Here is a 21,656-nt window from a genome sequence, read left to right as displayed (position 1 = left end):
CGTTCAGAAAGAATGTCGTGACGTGTTGGACTTCGCCGCCGAGCAGCTGACCCGGTCCCAGCTGGTAACTGCCTACTGTATTTCACTGTGGTCCCGGGGAATCATGGATGGCGACGACGAGGCGATAGAATATCTGAAGCGCCGGAACCACGCGAACGAAATGGCCCGGACCGCCTACGGGCGGCTGCGCGTCAGATTCGGCCCGACCGCCCCGGTCACCCGTCACTACGACGACGCCGTCGAGTGCATGCGACGGCTGACCGACGTGCTGCGGGGCTACCGGGCCGGCGACACCTACGGCGCCTGGGAGCAGCAGGCCGGCGCCGAGTCCGCCGAACTGACCGCGGCCGGCACCAAGTTCCTCACCGCCGCGAAGAAGGCCCTCTCCGCCCAGCGGTAGGCGCCGCCGCGGGGCACCGGCCCTGACACGGGACCGTGGCGCTACTCCGGGACAGCGGCCCTGACGCGGGACCCGGCGCTTACTCCGGGACACCGGCGAGCACGTCCCGGGTGGCGGACATGCCCAGCCTGGTCGCGCCGGCGCCGACGAAGGCGAGAGCCTGTTCGGCGGTACGGATGCCCCCGCTGGCCTTGATCCCGAGCCTGCCGCCGACCGCCGCCGCCATCGCCCGCACCGCCCGCAGGCTCGCCCCGCCCGCCGGATGGAAACCCGTCGAGGTCTTCACGAACTCCGCGCCACCGGCCTCCGCGGCCCGGCAGGCCGCCGTGATGCTGGCGTCCGGCAGCAGCGCGCTCTCGATGATCACTTTGAGGATCACGTGCGGTGGGACGGCCAGCCGCACCTCGGTTATCTCGGTCTCGATCGACCGCCAGTTCTCCTCCATCGCGCAGGCCAGGTCGATCACCAGGTCGATCTCGTCCGCGCCGTCGGCCACCGCCCGGCGGGCCTCCTGCGCCTTGACCGCCGTCAGGTGGGTGCCGTGCGGGAACCCGATCACCGAGGCCACGGCGAACGCCGGGTCGTCCGCCGCCGCCCGCTCGTCCTTCGGCCGACCCCGGCGGGCCGCGGCGGCGGCCAGGTAGACATGGGTGGGCGCCACACATACCGCGCCGACGCCCAGCTCGGTGGCCTCGCCGCACAGCGCGAGGATTTCCTCCCCGGTCGCCTCGGGGCGCAGCAGGGTGTGATCGATCATCCGGGCGAGTTCGGACCGGCGCGGGGCAGCGGGAGGGCCCGGCACCGTCGCACCGGTTCCACCGGTTCCACCGGTTCCGGCGGGACGGTCCGCTCCGGCTGGAAGGCTCGTCATAGCGTCCATCATTACGGGTGAAGTGGCAGCCGGAGTTCCACCGGGCCAGGTGAAGGCCCTTGGACGGCGGGAGGCAGTTGTGCGGGTCGACGTCGTCGAACATCCTCTGGTGGCAGCGCGGCTGACCGTGCTGCGCGACAGGGGGACGCAGCCGCCGGTGTTCCGCGCGGCGCTGCGGGAGCTGTCCACAATGCTGATCTACGAGGCCGCCCGGGAGTTGCCGGCTGTCCAGCACACCGTGGCCACCCCGCTCACCCCGGCCGTGGGCAGCCGGCTGGCCACGGCGCCGATCGTCGTGCCGGTCCTGCGGGCGGGGCTGGGGATGCTGGAGGCGGCCCTCGGTCTGCTGCCCGAGRCCCGGACCGGCTTCGTCGGCCTGGCCCGGGACGAGCGGACCTTCCAGCCCCACGCCTACCTGGAGTCACTGCCGGCGAACCTCGCCGACTATCCCGTGCTGCTCCTCGACCCGATGCTCGCCACCGGCGGATCAGCCGCGCACTGCCTGAACCTGCTGGCCGAGCGTGGGGCGAAAGGCATGGTCCTGGTCTGCGTGCTCGCCGCGCCCGAAGGGGTCGCCGCGCTGGACGCGGGCGATTTCGACGTGCGGATCGTCACCGCCTGCATCGACGAACGGCTGGACGACGACGCCTTCATCGTCCCTGGCCTCGGCGACGCAGGCGACCGCCAGTTCGGCGCGGTCTGATCAGCGGCCGAGGAGGAACTGGCGGACGGCGTCGCCGAGTGTGGCCAGGCGGGTGCCCGCCTCGTGGCGGGTGAGCGCGAGGCTGTCGGCGTCCGCCGTGGGCTCGACCGGGACGGTCACTTCCAGGTAGGCCTTGATCTTCGGTTCGGTGCCGCTGGGACGGACGACCACCCGCCCTCCGCCCGCCAGCCGAAAAATGACTACGTCCGCGGACGGCACCTCGTCCCCCGCCGTGCCGGTACGGGCAGACCCATCGGCGAGGGCGGGCATACCTGTTGTCGTGGGCGCGGCGGCCGGCGCAGGCCCGGTGGCTGGGGTGGGTGTGGTGGCGAGGTCGTGGATGTCGAGCACGTCGACGGTGCCGATCCTCGCCGGGGGCTCGGCGCGCAGCGCGTCCATCACGGCGGAGATCCGCGCGCTGTCGGTGACCCGGACGGACACCTGGGCGGTGGCGTGCAGGCCATACCGGCGGACGAGATCGTCGAGCCGGTCGAGCAGGGTCCGGCCGTGGCGTTTCTCCGCCGCGGCGATCCCGGCGATCGCCAGGGCCGCGGTGATCCCGTCCTTGTCGCGCACGAGCGTCGGCGCGACCGCGTAGCCGAGCGCCTCCTCGTAGCCGAAGACGAGGCCGGCGTGCGCCCGCATGATCCATTTGAAGCCGGTGAGGGTCTCGAAGCAGGGGACATCGTGTGCGGTCGCGAGCGTCGCCAGCGCGCCCGAGCTCACGATCGTCGTGGCGACCGGGCCGGGCCGGGCGCGCAGCACCTCGTCCGCGAGCAGCAACCCGACCTCGTCGCCGGTGAGGACCCGGCTGCCGACCGCGGCCGCGCAGCGGTCGGCGTCCGGGTCGTTGGCGATGACGACATCGGCGTCCACCGCTCGGCCGAGGGCGAGCACCCGGTCCAGCGCGCCGGGTTCCTCCGGGTTCGGGAACGCGACGGTCGGGAAGTCCGGGTCGGGACGGGCCTGTTCGGCCACCACGAACGGCGCGGCAAGGCCGGCACGGGTGAACACCGCGGTCAGGGTGTCCGCGCCCACACCGTGCAGCGGCGTGTACGCCACCCGCAGGTCAGCGAGATCGCCTGCGGCCAGATCTCCCGCGGCGAGGCTGCCGGTGGTGCCGGTGCCGGGCGGCCGCAGCGTGGCCGCGGCCGCGGCCACATAGGCGGTGTGGATCTCCGGGCCGAGGTGGATCCAGCCGTCACCAAGGGGGAGGGAGGCGGCCGGTCCGACGGCGTCGATCGCAGCCTCGATCTCGCTGTCGACGGGAGCGACGATCTGTGCCCCGTTCGCCGGATCGCCGGGCGGCGCGCCCAGGTACACCTTGTAGCCGTTGTCGGTCGCCGGATTGTGACTTGCGGTGACCATAATGCCGGCGTCCGCGCCGAGCCGGCGGACGGCGAACGCCAGCACCGGCGTGGGCACCGGGACCGGCAGCAGAGCCGCCCGCACTCCCGCCCCGGCGAGCACCCGGACACTGTCGAGGGCGAACCGTTCACTGCCATGCCGGGCATCCGCGCCCACGACGACCAGCGGAGCCGGGAGATCGCCGTCCGCTGACGCTCCCGGGCCGGCCTGCCGGGCGAGCAGCCAGGCGGCCAGGCCCGCCGCCGTTCGCCGGACGACCGCGGTGTTCATCCCGGCCGGGCCAGCGCGAAGCGGCCCACGAAGCCCGGCCGTGCCGAAGCGCAGGGCGCCGGAGAACCGTTCACACAGGGTCGCGAGGTCACCGGTGGCGTGCGCGGCGTCGACCAGGGCGGTCAGTTCGGCCCGGTCGGGCGGCCACGGGTCGTCGGCGATCCACCGCCGGGCCCGGGCGAGCAGGAGGCCCGGGAGGCCCGCGTCATCCCCGGCGGGCGACATGCTCATCCCCGATGGGCACATTCATCTCCGGCAGACGTTTTCGTCGCCGATGGGCACTTTCGCCGCTGGCGGACACGGCCATCCCGGTGGGCGTAGCCATGCCGGCGGGCGCGTCCACCTCCACCGCTCAAAGCCTGGTGACGATCGAGGCGAGCAGCGCGCCCATGCGTCCGGCCGCCTCGGCGCCGGCGGCCAGCACCTCGGTGTGGTCGATCGGCTCGTCGGTCATGCCGGCGGCAAGGTTGGTCACCAGGGACAGCGCCAGCACCTCGGCGCCCTCGGCCCGCGCCGCGATCGTCTCGTGCACGGTCGACATGCCGACCAGGTCCGCGCCGAGCGTCCGCAGCATCCGGATCTCGGCCGGGGTCTCGAAGTGCGGTCCGGGCAGCGCCGCGTAGACCCCTTCGGTGAGGGCCGGGTCGGYGGTTCGTGCCAGTGCGCGCAGGCGCGGTGAGTAGGCGTCGGTGAGGTCGACGAACCGCGGTCCGACCAGGGGCGAACGGCCGGTGAGATTCAGATGGTCGGAGATCAGCACGGGCTGGCCGACCGTGTGGTCCGCACGCAGCCCCCCGGCGGCGTTGGTGAGCACCACGGTGGACACGCCCGCGGCGCAGGCCGTGCGGACACCGTGGGTGACGACCTGGGGATGATGGCCCTCGTAGGCGTGGACCCGGCCGAGGAACAGCAGGAGATGACGCCCACCAAGGGCGACCGAGCGCACCGTCCCGGCGTGACCAGGGGCGCTCGGCGGCGGGAAGCCCGCAAGGTCGGTGACGGCTACTTCGCCGGTCACGGTTCCGGCCGCGGCCAGCACGTCCGCGGCCGGCAGCCATCCGCTGCCGAGCACGACGGCGACGTCGTGACGCCCGACACCGGTGATCTCGGCCAGTTGGGCCGCGGCAGCTGTCGCGTCCGCGGCAGCCCGTGTGCCTGGGTCGGCCGCCGTCCGCGCGCCTGGGCCAGTCGCCGTCTGCGCGGCGGTGGTGTCCCGCATGCGGTGACTCTAGCCTTCCGGCGCGGCCTCCCGGTGCGTCATCGGTTCCGCCACCGTCCTGCCGCTGCTTCATCCTTGTGACGTCATCCTTGTGGCGTCACCGCCCACGCAGGCKACTCAGTAGGTGAGAACCGTCGTTATCGCAGCGGTTTTCACCTACAGCCGCGGAGACCGTAGGTGAAAACGGTCGTCGTGATGACGGTTTCCACCTACGGCTTGCGCGGGAAGACGCCTTGCCCGGGCCGATGGTGAGTGGYCGTCATCGACAGGCAGATCCGCGACCAGGCTGATCCTCCCGACTCAGGAACACCTCTCATATCTGGCGTACCCAATGGGCGATCACCCTGTGAAATTCGAGGCCGGTGTGCTGAAACGCATACCTTCACCGGATCCGGTCCGCCGGCGACAGCCGTCGTCGACGCTGCGATGGTTGTGATTCCGGTGCCGCTGGAACGGTATCCAGGGTCATATGAGCCATGAATCGTGCCACCCGCACCTGGTCAGCGGTGGTCGATGTTCGGCGTGTCCTGGCTGGTCCCGCTTGGGGATCTGCCGCTCCGCGGCGGCCGGTCCAGGCTCACCGACCAGGCGCTGGCAGCGATCACCAGGGCAATCGCGCAGATCTGCCGTACGGTGAGATGTTCGTGGAGTACGGCGAACCCGACGCCGGCACCAACAGCAGGGCCACCCCGAGACCGGTTATGAGGACGGACGGATGCGCAGCCACGGTGTTTGCGTCGGTGGCGGCGGTGACCGGCGCGAGAATGCAGGCTCCGACGGCCAGCGCCACCGTGAGGCCGCTCCAGTCCGGGAACAGATGCCCGACCCGTTGGTTCAGAACCGTGTACCCGGCCCGGCACAGCGCGGCCAGCACGCCCAGGAGGATTCCGAGAAGGCTCAGCGATGGAGCCGAAGCGGTCAGCAGCAGCACACCCGTCAGGGCCAGTAATGCTGCCGCAAGGTGTTCCAACCGGTGGGACAGGACGATCGACAACGTCAGTGGGCCGAGCAGCTCCAGGGTGGAGGCCACGCCGATCTGCAGGTGACCGATTGCCTGGAAGTACGCCACGTTCATTGCCGCGAGGACAAGACCGAGCGAGATCGCGACCCGCCATTGGTGAACCGCGATCCGACGTGGGCGGGGGCGTACCAGCAGTATCATGATCATGGCTGAGAAGGTGAGGCGCATACCGGCCAGAGCCGTGGGACCGACATGGTCGTAGGCTCCCTTGGCCATGGCCGACCCCACCTGCAGACTGGTGATCTGACCCAGTACCAGCACGGGAGCCGCAGCTCTCCCCGCCCGGAACGGGTGGCTGCTCCTCACGGACCGGGCTGTGTCCGGCCGTGGTGGCCCGGTCCTCACGGACCGGGCTGTGCCGGCCACGGCAGCCTGGTCGAGACGGCGTTCTCCTTCTGGAGCGAGTGGATGGTCATCACTGACTGTTCCTGGTCTTTTACGGATCGCTGGTGTCGACGGTCCGGTCACGTCGGGCCGACGCCTGACGGCCGACGGTTGATCATGATTGTGTGTCAGCTGCCAGGGGGGCCGGCGGCGGGCCGGAAGTCGTGGTCCGGGCGTTCCCGGGTGACCGGGCCGTGCGAGTTGCGGGGCCAGTCCCAGGCCACGCCGTAGTGGAGCCCGCGGGAAAGCTCGACGAAGTCCTTGCGGACGTATCCGAGGCTGCTCGGCACAAGCCAGTGCTCCTCATCCTCCGGGTGCAGCCGGGTCTCCGGGCCGAGCACACCATTGAAATACCAGACACGAACCGGTGGTACCGTCGGGTCGAACTGGAGCTGCAGTATGTGTCGACTGTTCTGCTGTGCTTTCGGTACGTAGTTCAGAACTGGTGCCATCTCGCGGTCGGTGTGTACTCGYAGCCGGTACGCGAAGGCAATCCGGTCGCCAGGAGAAAGCGCCGTCGAAAACTCGAGCTCGGTCACCTCGTACCCGTTCGGAGCGAAGGTGGAGCGCCGGACGGCACAGTTCGCCAGCGCTTCGACGGAGATCACCCCGGGGCGCGGGTCGCTGTGATAGCGGGCGGTCGCGACGTAGTGATCGACTCCTTCGTCGAGGGCGACCAGGGACCGGAATATCAGCACCTCCGTCGGGATCCGGCCGGAAAGTCGTACCAGCAGCTCAGCCCGGTCGAGGAGAAACCGCGGCCGGCTGGCGTCGAGGGGGCCCGGTGCGCCGCTGCCGGTCAGGTAGTCCTGCCAGCCGGCACCGGTCCCCAGCTCCGCGACCCGCTGCCTGAGCAGGAGCGCGGCCTCGACGGTCCCCCGATAGAACCATTCCCGTACGGTCCGCTCGTGCCGGCCCCGACGGCGGGCGAGCGCGTCTATCCGGGCTGTCAGGGACGGCTCGTCCGGATTCTCGCCGTCAATATTGAAACCGATCTGGGCGCCGGTCCGCAGTTTTTCCTGGGGGATGGCGTGACAGCACTCGGCTATGATGTTCTGTAATGCGGCGGCGCGTTGGTCGTCCGACCATTCTCCAGGTGCCGCGGGCAGCAGCCGTACCAGTGGTGAACTCCTGAGTTTCTCGACGTTCAAACCCGGCCCCGCCGAGAGCGCGACAAGCTCCGCCCTGATCGTCTCGACGGTCAACTGGGTTATGGTGTCGCCGGTCATGGGCAGCCCCGTTCCCGTCCTGGAAACAACCGATCGGACTCCCGGCGGGTCGCGCCGGCCGGGCAGCGTGAACCCGCGCGGCCGCGCGTCGGTTCCGCCGGTGGTGGCGTGCGCCGTGGAGCCTTTCCATCAACGGTAGACGTAATCGCGGGCACATGTGTGTTTTCCCGGTGAGCGCCGACAAGAATAATCGCTTTTGCCTGCTTTGTGGCCGGACCCGGACGACCGTCGCCGGGGCACGGCCACCGGGTGGCCCCGGCCGGCGGGTCGTCTCGGGACGACGGGACGGCGTGGTGCGCCTCGGGCCAGCGAACCGCTGTCGTCGAATCGCTCCCGGGGACGGCGGTCGGGACGGACAGCGCCACCTGATGTCACCCGCGGTCGTCCGGAGCCGCCCGGTGCGGCGCACGGGCCGGTCGCGCCGAGCGCTCGCGGTGACGGTGGGCGTCGGCACCTGCCTCCCGCCGCCAGCCCGCCGGGCACCGTCTGGCGGAAGGCCAACCCGCCCAGCGGCTCCGCGGACGGCGCCACCCTGCCGGGCGTCGGCTGGCGCATCCGGAGTGGTTCAGCCCTCGCTCCTCGCCAGCGCGTTGGCCATCCCGGCGGCGATCCCGTCAGGCCGTTGCCGTGACAGCGGTGAACCCGGCGCGAGAATCGCGCATGAGTGGGCCGGGTTTCCCTACGATCTGGCCATGAGCGAGCGTCTGTCGGAGTCCGGCCAGCCGATCAAGCCGGTTTACAGTGCATCCGATCTGCCCGCGGGCCTGACGGAGCGCCTGGGTTCACCCGGTGAGTATCCGTTCACCCGGGGCGTCTACCCGACCATGTACACCGGCAAGCCGTGGACAATGCGGCAGTATGCCGGTTTCGGTACCGCCAGGGAGTCCAACGAGCGGTATCACTCGCTTGTCGCCGCGGGCACCGGCGGACTTTCGGTCGCGTTCGACCTGCCAACCCAGATGGGTTACGACTCTGACGACCCGATCGCTCACGGCGAGGTCGGAAAGGTCGGGGTGGCGATCGACTCGATCGAGGACATGCGGGTGCTCTTCGCCGGCATCCCGCTGGACAAGGTCTCCACGTCGATGACCATCAACGCGCCGGCGTCCGTCCTGCTGCTGCTGTACCAGCTGGTCGCCGAGGAGCAGGGCGTCCCCGGCTCGAAGATCACCGGAACCATTCAGAACGACGTCCTCAAGGAATACATCGCCCGCGGTACCTACATCTATCCGCCCGCACCGTCCCTGCGGCTGATCGCCGACACGTTTGCATACTGCCGCAACGAGATTCCCCGGTGGAACACGATCTCGATTTCCGGCTACCACATGGCCGAGGCCGGAGCCACTCCCGCGCAGGAGATCGCCTTTACACTCGCCAACGGCATCGCCTACGTCCGGGCCGCCGTCGAGGCGGGACTCGCGGTGGACGAGTTCGCTCCCCGGCTGTCCTTCTTCTTCGTCTCCCGCACGACCCTGCTGGAGGAGGTGGCGAAATTCCGCGCCGCCCGCCGGATCTGGGCGGACGTGATGAAGAACACCTTCGGCGCGACGAACCCCAAGTCGATGATGCTGCGTTTCCACACCCAGACCGCGGGCGTGCAGCTCACCGCGCAGCAGCCCGAGGTCAACCTGGTCCGGGTCGCGATACAGGGCCTCGCCGCCGTGCTGGGCGGCACCCAGAGCCTGCACACGAACTCCTACGACGAGGCCATCGCCCTGCCGACGGTCAAGGCCGCGACGCTGGCGCTGCGCACCCAGCAGGTGCTCGCCTACGAGACGGACATCACCGCCACCGTCGACCCGTTCGCCGGTTCCTACGCGGTCGAGGCCCTCACCGACGAGGTCGAGCATGCCGCCCGTGAGCTCATGGAGCAGGTCGAGAAGCGCGGCGGAGCCGTCGCCGCGATCGAGCAGGGCTACCAGAAGAGCGAGATCGAGAACTCCGCCTACGCGGTCATGAAGGGCATCGAGGACGGCTCGCGCACCGTGGTCGGCGTCAACCGGTTCCGTGCCGAGCAGGAGGAGCAGTACGACCCGCTGCGGGTCGACCCGGCGATCGAGGCCGACCAGTCGGCCCGGCTGGCCGCCCTGCGCGCCGACCGCGACAACGCCGAGGTGACCCGCCGGCTGGACGAGGTGAAGGCCGCCGCGCAGGGCAGCGACAACGTCCTCTACCCGCTCAAGGAGGCGCTGCGCGCCCGGGCCACGGTCGGCGAGGTCTGCCACGCCCTGCGCGCCGTCTGGGGGATCTACCACCCCGCCGACGCCTTCTGACCTCGCCGGGCGCGGGCGAAACCCCGGCGGCGTTTCTCGTCACCTTGCGTACCCTCCGGGTACGCGGCGGCTCCTCGACCTTGCCGGGCTTCCGCCCGCATCCCGGCGACCGGGCGCGGGCGAAACCCCGGCGGCCCTGCGACGGCGGTCTTGTGATACCTACCGGGCCGTTTGGTATCACAAGGATCCGCCAGCGGTCGGTAAGTATCACAACGCCGAGCCGAGCTCGGCCCGGGCCGGGTGGAGGCGGGTTCGTCCGGGCGGGCATCGGGGACGGCGCCGCGTGGACGTCGGAGACGCTCCCGCACGGACGGTGTCCAGGGGAAGGGGCGAGGTCGGGAGCGCTCAGGAGGACGGGTGGGTGTGGGCAGCCGGCGCCGGCCCCGCGCGGACGGCGTTCGTGGTGGAAGGCTGGACGGTGTGCGCGTACATCCAGCACGGAAGGCTCGCCCGCCGGAGGTTCCGCTGGAGCCGGGGGAGTTCACCGAGGTCGTGCTCCGGGGCCGGCTCACCGACCCCGCCAGCCCGGGCGCGTTCACCGCGCGGGCCGAACGGTTCATCGGGCACCGCCTCGGGACGTCCCGCTGGATTCTGCTCACCACCCGCCGCCTGCTGGTCGTCGCGCCCTTCCCCCGGCCCGGTGACTACTTCGACGTCGCCTTCGACCGGCGGATGGTGTCGGCGTCACAGGGACGCAAGCACGGTGATCTGATCATCATCCCCCTGGCAACCCCCGCCGGCCCCCAGATGCTGCGGGTTCCGGCATCCATCCGCCCCGAAGCCACCCGCTTCATCCGTGCCCTGCGCTCGCGTTAGAGCGTGTCTGACGGCTCCTGGACGGGATCGACCACGGAGCCAGATCGTGATCGCTGTGATGGTCGGGGTGCCGCGGAAGATGTAGCCGCGTTCGGGAACCGAAGCGGGTTGGCATGGCCGGCGATGCCGTATTCATATTCTTTTCCGTGTCGTCCACGCGGCAGGAAACGGTTCCGATCGGCCGAGTATGTTCTGTTTTCGGCGGCGGCGCGAGAAGTAAACGCACAACGGCCCGGCGCGGGCGGTGAGGCCAAATTTCCCTCGGGTTAATGTCCCTGAACGGTCCGGCTAACAACGCCTCGCCAGGATGTCGCGGAGTCGGGCCGGTTCGGATCCGGGCGAAAGAGGTGTTGGTCATGCGAACGGATGCGGGCCGTCGGCTCGTCGTCGTCGGCAACGGCATGGTTGGCCAGCGGTTCGTCGAGGCGTTGCGGGAGCGGGACGTCGACCGTGGCTGGCAGGTCACCGTGCTCGGCGAGGAGTCCCGCCGCTGCTATGACCGGGTCGCGCTGTCCTCCTACTTCGACGGGGTCGACCCGGACGCGCTGGACCTCGTCCCCGACGGTTGCTACGACGGGCGCGACTACGTCCTGCACCTCGACGAGGCCGTCACCGCCATCGACCGGGCGGGACGCACCGTGACGACCAGCAACGGCCGGGCCTTCGGCTACGACGGGCTCGTGCTGGCGACCGGTTCCTACCCGTTCGTCCCGCCCGTACCTGGTGCCGACCTTCCCGGCTGCTTCGTCTACCGGACCCTGGACGACCTGGATGCCATCCGCGCGGCGGCGCTGCACGCAACGGGCCGGGTCGCCGTTGGCGAGACCGACACCACTGGCAGCAAGGCCACTGGCGGCGGAGCCGCGCCGGTGGGCCTTGTCGTCGGCGGCGGCCTGCTCGGCCTGGAGGCCGCGCGGGCGCTGCGCCTGCTCGGGCTGTCCGTGCACGTCGTCGAGATGGCCCCGCGGCTGATGCCGTTGCAGGTCGACGGTGGCGGCGGCGCGCTGCTGCGCCGGCTCGTCGAGGAACTCGGCGTCACCGTCCACCTGGGCACCTTCGCGGCCTCGGTAGCCGGGGCAGCGGCGGCCAGGGAGCCGATGTCGGTAACGCTGGGTGATGGAACTCTGCTGTCCGTGGACCTGGTCGTGTTTGCCGCCGGGGTGCGTCCCCGCGACCAGCTCGCCCGGGCGGCGGGACTGGCGGTGGGCGAGCGTGGCGGTGTGCTGGTCGACGCCGCCTGCCGGACCTCCGACCCCGCCGTCTTCGCGATAGGCGAGTGCGCCTGCGTCGACGGCCGGGTCTACGGGCTGGTGGCACCCGGTTACACGATGGCCACGGTGCTCGCCGACCGGCTCGTCGGCCGCGCGGCCGAGTTCGGCGCGGCGGACACCGCCACCAAGCTCAAACTGCTCGGAGTCGACGTCGCGAGCTTCGGCGACGCGCTGGCGACCGCCGACGGCGCGCTGGAAGTCATCGTCAGTGATCCGGTCGGCGGGGCCTACGCCAAGCTCGTCGTCTCCGACGACGCGACGACGTTGCTCGGCGGCGTGCTGGTCGGGGACACCTCGAAGTACGCGGCGCTGCGGCCGCTGGTCGGCCGGCCGCTACCCGGCGATCCACTCGCAATACTCGCGCCGAGCGGTGACGGAGTGGCCGTCACCGGGTCCCTGCCAGCCGACGCGATGGTCTGCTCCTGCCACGCGGTGACCCGCGACGCGATCGACACCGCGATCGTCGAATCAGACCTCACCACCGTCGCCGACATCAAGGCCCGCACGAAGGCCGGCACCGGCTGCGGGTCCTGCGTCCCGATGCTCAAAACGCTGCTTGCCGAGAGCGGAGTGGCGGTCAGCCCGGCGCTGTGCGAACATTTCGACTATTCCCGCGCCCAGYTGTTCGATATCGTCCGCGTCAACCAGATCAGGACCTTCAGTGAGCTGGTCGGCGAATACGGGCGGGGCCGGGGTTGTGACATCTGCAAACCGGTCGTGGCCTCGGTTCTCGCCAGTCTGGGGAACGGTCATGTTCTGGACGGCGAGCAGGCCGCGCTCCAGGACACCAACGACGCTTTCCTGGCCAACATCCAGCGCAACGGAACCTATTCGGTGGTACCGCGCGTCCCCGGCGGTGAGATCACCCCGGCGAAACTGATCGCGATCGGCGAGGTCGCCCGCGACTTCAGGCTCTACACGAAGATCACCGGCGGTCAGCGCATCGACCTGCTCGGGGCCCGGGTCGAGCAGCTGCCGGCGATCTGGCGGCGGCTGGTCGACGCCGGTTTCGAGTCCGGACACGCCTACGGCAAGGCGCTGCGCACGGTGAAGTCCTGCGTCGGATCGACCTGGTGCCGCTACGGCGTCGGGGACTCCGTCGCGCTCGCCATCGAACTCGAGCTGCGCTACCGCGGCAYCCGCTCACCCCACAAGATCAAGGCGGGGGTCTCCGRCTGCGCGCGGGAATGCTCCGAGGCCAGGGGCAAGGACATCGGCGTGATCGCCACCGAGAACGGGTGGAACCTCTACGTCGGCGGTAACGGCGGCTTCCGGCCTCGRCACGCGGATCTGCTGCTCACCGACGTCGACACCGAGACCCTGGTCCGGACGATCGACCGGTTCATCGTTTTCTACATCCGCACGGCCGACCGGCTGCAGCGCACGTCGAGCTGGGTCGAGTCGCTGTCGGCCGGTAACGGCGGTGACCACGTCGACGGGCTCGCCTACCTGCGCTCGGTCCTGGTCGACGACACGCTGGGTATCGCCGCGGAACTCGACGCGGCGATCAGGCGGCACGTCGCCTCCTACGAGGACGAGTGGGCGGCGGTGCTCGACGACCCCGAGCGGCTGCGTCGGTTCACCTCGTTCGTCAACGCGCCGGACACCCCCGACCCGAGCATCACCTTCATAACAGAACGTGATCAGCCGCGGCCGGTGCCGCTTCCGGCACCGAGCCGGGGGGTCCCAGGCGCCGGCCCCACCGTTCTCGCTGTCCCTGCCGTCCCCGCTGCCCGCGGTGCCGACGACCTGACCGGCACCGCGGGCGGGGCCGACGGCGACGAGCCGGCGCGAGCGGCAGTCGCGGTCGGAGACGCCCCGGCCCCCGACGCGTTCCGATGACCGCCCCGARCCAGATGGACGAGGACGCCGACACGATGTGGACCGCGGTGTGCCGTTATGATGAACTGCTGCCCGAGCGTGGGGTGGCCGCGCTGGTCGGTGAGATCCAGGTCGCGCTGTTCCGCGCGCATGACGGAGCCCTCTTCGCGATCGGCAACCAGGACCCGTTCACCGGCGCGTGGGTGCTGTCGCGGGGCATCGTCGGGACCAGGGCGGAGCGTCCGACCGTCGCGTCCCCGCTGCACAAGCAGGTCTTCGATCTGCGCACGGGGGAATGCCTGGACAACCAGGACGTCGCGGTGCCTGTATACGAGGTCCGTGCCCGCGCGGGAATGGTCGAGGTGAGGGTTGCGTGAGTGCTGGACCAGTCCGTGACCGTGCCATCCGTGATGACGGTGCCGTCCGTGATGCCGGCGTCGAGCCGCTGGCCGGCTACACCGTCGGGATCACCGCGGCACGCCGCCGGGAGGAGTTCGGCGCCGCGCTTGAGCGTCGCGGTGCGCGGGTCCTTTACGGACCGGCGATCCGAATCGTGCCACTGGCGGATGACACCCAGCTACGGCACGCGACCGAATGCTGCCTGACCGCGCCGCTGGACGTTGTCGTCGCCACCACCGGGATCGGTTTCCGCGGCTGGATGGATGCCGCGGACGCCTGGGACCTGCGGGAGCCGCTCTGCAAGGCCATTGGCTCCGCGAACCTGCTTGCCCGCGGGCCCAAGGCCCGGGGCGCGATCCGCGCCTGCGGGCTGCGTGAGGCATGGTCGCCGGAGTCGGAATCCTCCAACGAGGTGCTGGAGCACCTCATCGAGCGGTACGACCTGACCGGCAGGCGCATCGCCGTCCAACTGCACGGCGAACCGTTGCCCGACCTCGTCGAGACCCTGCGGCTCGCGGGCGCGGACGTGATCGAGGTCCCGGTGTACCGGTGGATCGCGCCCGAGGACACCGCACCGCTGCGGCGGCTGATCGACACGGTCGCGACCATCGAGGTGGACGCGGTCGCGTTCACCAGCGCACCCGCCGCAATGAGCTTCCTGCGGACCGCGGACGAGCTGGGCCTCGGCGAGGCCGTGCACGAGGCGCTGGTCGGTCCGGTGACGGCGGCGTGCGTGGGGCCGGTGACCGCCGGTCCGCTGCTGGACCGGGGCATCCCCGTCATCCAGCCGCCGCGGGCCCGGTTGGGGGCGCTGGTGCGCGAGATCGTGGAGCAGATCCCGCGCCGGCGCGGCCGGCTGCTCCCGGTGGCGGATCACTGGGTCGACATCCGCGGCCAGGCCGCTGTTGTCGACGACCGGGTCGTCCCGCTCAGCCGGACGAGCATGGCGTTACTGCGCCGGCTCGCCAGCCGGCCGGGGCACGTGGTCGCCCGCCGCGAGCTGCTGCCGCCCGGTGGCGGCGACGAACACGCCGTCGAGGTGGCCGTGGGTAGGCTGCGCACAGCGCTCGGGGACCCGCGCATCATCCAGACCGTGGCCAAGCGCGGCTACCGGCTGGCCTTCGATCCGGAGCGCGGCGCCGTCGGCGCCCAGGACTGGCGCTACTGAGCGATCCCCACCCGCGACGACTGCCGCCGGACGGATCTCGTCCTGACGGCAGTCGCCCGCGGGTCAGCCTGAGGTGGTCGCCAGGGTGCGGACCGAGGCCGGCGCGGCCTCGATCTCGATGCTGCCGCGGCGCAGGTAGCACCACCAGGTGACCACGGCCATCACGACGAACAGGCCGACGTAGACCCACAGCGCCGGGGCGATCGTGCCGTACGCCTTGTTCGACTCGGCATAGATGATCGGCACCAGGAATCCACCGAAGGCGCCCACCGCCGAGCAGATACCGATGGCGCCGGCGGCCTCCCGCCGTGCCCGCCGCATGGTCTCCGGGTCTCCGCCGTTCTCCTGCCCGCGCCTGGCGAAGATGGCGGGAATCATTCGGTAGGTCGATCCGTTCCCGATCCCGCTGGCCAGGAACAGCAGCATGAAGGAGGCGAAGAAAAGACCGAAGTTCGGCTCGTCGAGTATTTTGCCCTTCGGGCCGATCGACGCCACCGCGCCGAGACCTGCCAGCATCATGACGACGAACGAGGCGACGGTCACCTTCGCGCCGCCGATCCGGTCACCGAGTCTGCCGCCGAGCGGGCGCGCCACCGAACCGACCAGGGCGCCCAGAAATCCGTAGCTCAACGCGACGTCCGGCCGGTTGAAAAGCGCCGGGTTCTTCAGCAGYGCGGGGAAGGCCGAAGAGTATCCGATGAACGAGCCGAACGTGCCGATGTAGAGAAAGGACATGATCCAGGTCTGGCCGCGCCGGGCCGCGGACGCCGTCGAGCCGAAGTCCGCCTTTGCCTCGGCGAGGTTGTCCATGAACAACAGCGCGCCGACAGCCGAGATAATGGCGAGCGGAATGTAGATCAGCCCGATCCGGGCAAGGGCCGCACCGGTGCCGGCCGCGATCATGACCGCGCCGACTTTCTGGACCACGGCGACGCCCAGGTTGCCRCCGGCCGCGTTCAGCCCGAGTGCCCACCCCTTCTCCTTCTCCGGATAGAAGAACGAGATGTTCGTCATGGACGAGGCAAAGTTCCCGCCGCCGACACCGGCAACGGCCGCGATCGCCAGCAACACGCCGAAGGGCAGCTCGGGATGCTGGACCGCCCACATCATCACCCCGCAGGGGATGATCAGCAGGAGGGCCGAGAGGACCGTCCAGTTCCGGCCGCCGAGCAGGGGGACCGCGAAGGTGTAGGGCAGGCGCAGGAACGCTCCGACGCCGGAGGGCACCGCGACGAGCCACAACTGCTGGTCGACGGTCAACGAGAAGCCCGCGGGACCCGGCCCGCCGCCCGCGTTCGCGCCCATCTTGACAACCAGAATGCTCCACATGACCCAGACGGAGAATCCGAAGTGTTCCACGATCACGGACCAGATGAGGTTGCGACGGGCGGTCCTCTTGCCGGTGGTGTGCCAGAAGRCTGGATCCTCCGGTCGCCAGTCGTCGATCCACCGGCCGGACCAGCGGTTTCGCCGACCGGAGCGGGCCGGGTCCGCGACGGGTGTGCTCATGAGATGGGCTCCTCGGGCCAGTCGGGAATACATCGGGAAGAAAGCGTCGCGGGCGACGCTAGGGGGCTGCTGTTTCACAGCCTTCGACTCGGTTATTACGCGGCCGGAAAACAGTTCTCTCACGCATTGGATGGGTGCTGTGAGCGCCCCGTCTGCCACGCCCGGAATAGGCCTGTGTTACGCGGCCGGACAGGGCCGTGGCTCTCCTGACACCACTGTCCGCGTGGGACGCGCGGGTCAGCGGCCGGGGCGACGGTGAGCGGCGGCAAGCTGGTCGGTGCTGTGTCGCGAAAGCTCGCTCGGCACGTCGGACGGAGATTGCTCGCGGATCACAGAGCCTCGGCGTCGGTTGTGTGGTTGCCGTAATCGGCGTCCTACGTTCGGTGTGACAACGGGGAAACGCGCCGATCCTACGGTCGGACTGCGCCCGGATGTCTCTGCCAGGCGTATCACGTGCGGGGAGGGTGTGGTGGTCGCGTCCCAGGTCAGATCCGTGTGTTCGTACTGCGGGGTCGGATGCGGCATGGTCCTCGATCTCGCCGTGGAGCCGGACGGCCGTCGCCGGGTACGCGCGGTCTCCGGGGACCGGGCGCACCCGGCCAATGGCGGACGGCTGTGCACGAAGGGCGCGACCAGCGCCGACATGCTGGCCGCGCCGGGCCGGCTGGCCACCGCGCTGATACGCCGGGAGCGCGGCGGCGAACCGGTCGACATCACGGTCGACGAGGCGATCGCGACAGTGGCCCGGCGGCTGCGCGCGATCGTCGACGAGCACGGCCCGGACGCGGTCGCCCTGTACGTGTCAGGGCAGCTGACGCTGGAGGCCCAGTACCTGGCGAACAAGCTGGCGAAGGGGTTCATCGGCACCAACCAGATCGAGTCGAACTCGCGGTTGTGCATGGCCAGCGCCGGCAGCGGTTACAAACTGTCGCTCGGTGCGGACGGGCCGCCCGGGTCGTACGACGACTTCGACCACGCCGACGTGTTCCTGGTCATCGGCGCGAACATGGCCGACTGCCACCCGATCCTGTTCCTGCGGCTGATGGAACGGGTGCGGGCCGGCGCCAAGCTGATCGTCGTCGACCCGCGCCGGACCGCGACCGCGGCGAAGGCCGACCTGTTCCTGCGGGTCCGGCCGGGCACCGACCTGGCGCTGCTCAACGGGCTGCTGCACCTGCTGGTCGAGGGCGGGCACGTCGACGAGCGGTTCGTCGCGGAGCACACCGACGGATGGGCGGCGATGCCGGCGTTCCTGGCCGACTATCCGCCGGCGACGGTGGCCGAGCTCACCGGCGTCGCCGAGGCCGACCTGCGCCAGGCCGCGGAGTGGATCGGCACCGCGGGTAACTGGATGAGCTGCTGGACGATGGGACTCAACCAGAGCATCCACGGCACCTGGAACACCAACGCGCTGGTCAACCTGCATCTGGCCACCGGGGCGATCTGTCGGCCCGGCAGCGGGCCGTTCTCGCTGACCGGCCAGCCCAACGCGATGGGCGGTCGGGAGATGGGGTACATGGGCCCGGGTCTGCCCGGGCAGCGTTCGGTGCTCGTCGACGCCGACCGCGCCTTCGTCGAACAGCGATGGGGCCTCACCCCCGGCCGGCTACGCGCCGACGTCGGCCAGGGCACAGTGGAGATGTTCCAGCGGATGGCCGCCGGGCAGATCAAGGCGTGTTGGATCATCTGCACCAACCCCRTCGCCTCGGTCGGCAACCGCGCGACCGTCCTCGCGGGCCTGGCCGCCGCCGAGCTGGTCGTCGTTCAGGACGCCTACGCCGAGACCGAGACGGGCGCCCACGCCGACGTGATCCTGCCGGCCGCGATGTGGGCCGAGACCGACGGCGTCATGATCAATTCGGAGCGGAACCTGACGCTGAGCCGCCGTGTCGTCGACCCGCCGGGTCAGGCGCTGCCCGACTGGCAGCTCATCGCCCGCGTTGCCACCGCGATGGGCTACGCCGAGGCGTTCGACCACGGCAGCGCCGAGGACGTCTTCGCCGAGATCCGCGAGTTCTCCAACCCCCAGACCGGCTACGACCTGCGTGGTGTGACCTACGAGCGGTTACGGGCCGGGCCGGTGCAGTGGCCGGCCGCGCCCGGGTGCGGCGAACGCAACCCGATCCGGTATCTCAACGACGGCGTCAGCCAGCCGTTACTGGAACGCCCGGACGGCACCCGCCCGCGGCTGGTGTTCCCGACCGCGACCGGCCGCGCCGTCTTCCATGCTCGGCCGCACCTGCCCCCGGCGGAGCTACCCGACGACGACTATCCGTTCCTGCTGAACACCGGACGGCTGCCACACCAGTGGCACACCCTCACCAGGACCGGCAAGGTGGCCAAGCTCAACAAGCTCAACTCCGGTCCGTTCGTCGAGGTCAATCCGACCGACGCCGGCACGCTCGGCATCGCCGACGGGGACCAGGTCGAGATCGTCTCCCGTCGCGGCCGGGTCGTACTGCCGGCAGTGGTCACCGACCGGGTCATGCCCGGCGGCTGTTTCGCCCCGTTCCACTGGAACGACCTGTTCGGCGAGTACCTGAGCGTCAATGCCGTCACCAGCGACGCCGTCGACCCGATCTCGTTCCAACCGGAGCTGAAGGTCTGCGCCGTCGCCCTGACCAAGATCGATTCTCCTACTCCCACCCCTGTCCCGGCGGAAGCTCCGCCGGTGGCGCCGGCAGCCGCGTTGCCCGCCGGGGCCCGGGCGCTGAGCGCGACGCTCGGCATCGACCTGACTCCGCCGGTCCTCACCGAGCCGCAGCGGCGTTACCTGGCCGGGTTCCTCACCGCGCTGGCCGCCGCGCCGGCTGTCCCGGATGCGGCGCCGCGGCTACCCGGCGAGGCGCCGTTCGACCCGGACGACGCCCACTGGGTCAACGGATTCCTCGCCGGCGGCTTCGCCGCGACACCCACCGCCGACCGCGCCACGACGGCCGGATCCGAACACGTGCCCGAGCCCGGGCCTGCCGAGGCGCGGGTGGTGCAGGTGCTGTGGGCGTCGCAGACCGGCAACGCCGAGGATGCCGCCGTCACCGTGCGGCGCGGGCTGACCGAGGCCGGATGGTCGGCACRGCTGCGCGGCATGGCGGAGCCGGCCGGTGACGTGCTGGGGGAGCCCGGTGACCTGCTGGTCGTCACCAGCACCTTCGGTGACGGCGACGTGCCGGACAACGGCGCGAGGTTCTGGGACACGCTGCGGGCCGCGGACCCTCCGCGGCTCGACGGCCGCCGTTACGCCGTGCTCGCCCTCGGCGACTCCAGCTACGACGACTTCTGCGGCCACGGCCGCCGCCTCGACCAGCGTCTCGCCGAACTGGGCGGCAGGCGGCTGGTTCCGCGCGTCGACTGCGAACCCGACTACCACGACGCTCTGGCCGGCTGGCTGGAGCAGGTCATCTCCGCCCTCGCCGCCGCGCCACCCCGACCAGGCGCCCCAGTCACCGCTCCTGCCCAGACCGCTCCTGCCCAGACCTCTCCCGCCCAGGCATCTCCCGTCCCGCCGCCGTCGGGATCCGTCCCACGGCCGCGGGCATCCGTCGAGACAGCGGCGGCAGCGGTGGCGGCGCCGAGCCGCAACGATCCGTGGGCGGTGCCGCTGGTCGGTAACCGGCTGCTGAGCCTGGCCGGCTCGGCCAAGGAGGTGCGGCGTTTCACGTTCGACCTGACCGACAGCCGGCTGGACTACACCGCCGGCGACACCCTGGGGGTCTGGCCGACGAACTGCCCCGATCTGGTCGACGAGTGGCTCGCCGCCAYCGGCCTGGACCCCCACACCGTCGTCGACGTGGGCGAGCCGATGCCGCTGGTCGAGGCGCTGCGTCACCGCCTGGACATCACCACTGTCCGCCCGGACCTGCTGCGTTTCGTCGCCGAACACACCCGCGACGTCCGGCTGCGCACCCTGCTGCGCCCCGACAACAAGCTCGAACTGACGAAGTGGATGTGGGGCCGCCAGGCCGGCGACGTCCTCGCCGAACACCCGGTGCGGGCCGGCGTCACCGACTGGCTGACGGTGCTCGGACGGTTGCGGCCCAGGATGTACTCGATCTCCTCCTCGCCGCTGGTGGAGCCGGCGGCGGTGAGTCTGACCGTCTCCGTCGTCCGTTTCGTGGGCAGCCGCGGCCGCCCCCGCAAGGGTGTGTGCTCCACCTACCTCGCCGACACGGCCCCTGGCCACCCGGTGCCGGTGTTTCTGCAACGCTCGCCGCGCTTCCGCCCGCCCGCCGCCGACGACGCACCGGCTGTCATGATCGGCCCGGGTACCGGCATCGCGCCGTTCCTGGGCTTCCTGCAGGAGCGCCAGGCCCGCGGCGCGCGCGGGCCGAACTGGCTGTTCTTCGGTGAACAGCGCCGCGCGACCGACTTCTACTACGCCGACGAACTCGAAGCTCTCGCCACCACTGGTACCCTCACCCGCCTTGACCTGGCATTCTCCCGCGACCAACGCGCCAGGATCTACGTCCAGGACCGCATGCGGGAGCATGGCGCGCACCTGTGGGCKTGGCTGCGCGACGGCGCCTGCGTCTACGTGTGCGGCGACGCCGCCCGCATGRCCAAGGACGTCGATCAGGCACTCCGCGACATCGCCACCACCCACGGCAACCTCGACCCCGAGGAAGCCGCCGCCTACATCAGACAGCTCGCCACCGACAACCGCTACGTCCGCGACGTCTACTGATTCCACTGGATGTTTGGTGCTGGAGCTGTTGCGCTCAGCATCGGTGTAAAGCTGCTGGAAGAAACTCCCCACATGAGACACCCTCTAACCCTGGATGCACCGACGAGCTTTCCCTGATCATCTTCCGGGACTGTTTCAAGATCGGTGTTTCCGGCCCGACACGCCGGGCCCTCGGGGTCCGGCGGGATGGGCACTGTGAGTGATGACATCGGGTGATATGACCCCTCGCAAGCAAGATCGTGAATCGGGGCGG

Annotated in this window: 14 protein-coding genes; 8 read left to right on the top strand and 6 right to left on the bottom strand. The window is 70.6% G+C overall.

Annotated elements, in window-relative coordinates; genetic code table 11:
* Positions 1 to 22 precede the first annotated feature (22 nt).
* Positions 23 to 400 carry a hypothetical protein gene (locus BL254_RS00070; RefSeq protein ID WP_139342098.1) on the top strand — a complete coding sequence of 126 codons (378 nt, stop codon included), beginning with the start codon at positions 23 to 25 and terminating at the stop codon, positions 398 to 400.
* A 79-nt stretch (positions 401 to 479) separates the two neighbouring features.
* On the opposite strand, the gene deoC is transcribed toward BL254_RS00070, so the two are convergent.
* Positions 480 to 1,271: a deoxyribose-phosphate aldolase gene (gene deoC, locus BL254_RS00065; protein ID WP_254857640.1), complete on the bottom strand. Its 792-nt coding sequence runs from the start codon at positions 1,269 to 1,271 to the stop codon at positions 480 to 482.
* 79 nt (positions 1,272 to 1,350) lie between these two features.
* Between deoC and upp the strand changes: the two genes are divergently transcribed.
* Positions 1,351 to 1,974, top strand: coding sequence for a uracil phosphoribosyltransferase (gene upp / locus BL254_RS00060; RefSeq protein ID WP_076842164.1), 624 nt, complete (start codon positions 1,351 to 1,353; stop codon positions 1,972 to 1,974).
* Here the strand turns inward: upp and BL254_RS00055 are convergent, their stop codons facing one another.
* The 4 genes from BL254_RS00055 to BL254_RS00040 form a co-directional block, all read right to left on the bottom strand.
* Positions 1,975 to 3,843: a phospho-sugar mutase gene (locus BL254_RS00055; RefSeq protein WP_076842163.1), complete on the bottom strand. Its 1,869-nt coding sequence runs from the start codon at positions 3,841 to 3,843 to the stop codon at positions 1,975 to 1,977.
* A 121-nt stretch (positions 3,844 to 3,964) separates the two neighbouring features.
* Positions 3,965 to 4,831: a purine-nucleoside phosphorylase gene (locus tag BL254_RS00050; protein WP_076842162.1), complete on the bottom strand. Its 867-nt coding sequence runs from the start codon at positions 4,829 to 4,831 to the stop codon at positions 3,965 to 3,967.
* A 601-nt stretch (positions 4,832 to 5,432) separates the two neighbouring features.
* Complete coding sequence (locus BL254_RS00045) at positions 5,433 to 6,113, bottom strand: DMT family transporter (protein ID WP_052914505.1); 681 nt, start codon at positions 6,111 to 6,113, stop codon at positions 5,433 to 5,435.
* A gap of 251 nt (positions 6,114 to 6,364) precedes the next feature.
* Positions 6,365 to 7,465 (bottom strand): hypothetical protein, encoded by a 1,101-nt coding sequence (locus BL254_RS00040; protein ID WP_047222672.1) that lies wholly within the window; start codon positions 7,463 to 7,465, stop codon positions 6,365 to 6,367.
* 692 nt (positions 7,466 to 8,157) lie between these two features.
* Here BL254_RS00040 and BL254_RS00035 point away from each other — a divergent pair.
* The 5 genes from BL254_RS00035 (at position 8,158) to BL254_RS00015 (ending at position 15,213) form a co-directional block, all read left to right on the top strand.
* Entirely contained in the window at positions 8,158 to 9,738 is a 1,581-nt protein-coding gene (locus tag BL254_RS00035) for a methylmalonyl-CoA mutase (RefSeq protein WP_047222717.1), read from the top strand.
* Between the two features lie 411 nt (positions 9,739 to 10,149).
* Positions 10,150 to 10,554 (top strand): hypothetical protein, encoded by a 405-nt coding sequence (locus BL254_RS00030; protein WP_175648245.1) that lies wholly within the window; start codon positions 10,150 to 10,152, stop codon positions 10,552 to 10,554.
* Positions 10,555 to 10,910: 356 nt separating this feature from the next.
* Positions 10,911 to 13,667 (top strand): nitrite reductase large subunit NirB, encoded by a 2,757-nt coding sequence (gene nirB, locus BL254_RS00025; RefSeq protein ID WP_083730726.1) that lies wholly within the window; start codon positions 10,911 to 10,913, stop codon positions 13,665 to 13,667.
* Complete coding sequence (nirD, locus tag BL254_RS00020; RefSeq protein WP_076842161.1) at positions 13,664 to 14,023, top strand: nitrite reductase small subunit NirD; 360 nt, start codon at positions 13,664 to 13,666, stop codon at positions 14,021 to 14,023. Before nirB ends, nirD begins: the two co-directional genes overlap by 4 nt.
* Complete coding sequence (locus BL254_RS00015) at positions 14,020 to 15,213, top strand: uroporphyrinogen-III synthase (protein ID WP_371389671.1); 1,194 nt, start codon at positions 14,020 to 14,022, stop codon at positions 15,211 to 15,213. The genes nirD and BL254_RS00015 overlap by 4 nt, the downstream gene beginning before the upstream one ends.
* 63 nt (positions 15,214 to 15,276) lie before the next feature.
* Here the strand turns inward: BL254_RS00015 and BL254_RS00010 are convergent, their stop codons facing one another.
* Positions 15,277 to 16,722: an MFS transporter gene (locus BL254_RS00010; RefSeq protein WP_076842160.1), complete on the bottom strand. Its 1,446-nt coding sequence runs from the start codon at positions 16,720 to 16,722 to the stop codon at positions 15,277 to 15,279.
* Between the two features lie 523 nt (positions 16,723 to 17,245).
* On the opposite strand from BL254_RS00010, the gene BL254_RS00005 reads away from it, so the two are divergent.
* A complete protein-coding gene (locus BL254_RS00005) occupies positions 17,246 to 21,403 on the top strand; it encodes a bifunctional nitrate reductase/sulfite reductase flavoprotein subunit alpha (protein ID WP_139342097.1) in 4,158 nt (1,385 codons plus the stop codon).
* Positions 21,404 to 21,656 lie beyond the last annotated feature (253 nt).

The organism is Protofrankia sp. BMG5.30 (assembly GCF_001983005.1).
Taxonomy (GTDB): domain Bacteria; phylum Actinomycetota; class Actinomycetes; order Frankiales; family Frankiaceae; genus Protofrankia; species Protofrankia coriariae.
This window is presented reverse-complemented; position numbering and strand designations above follow the sequence as displayed.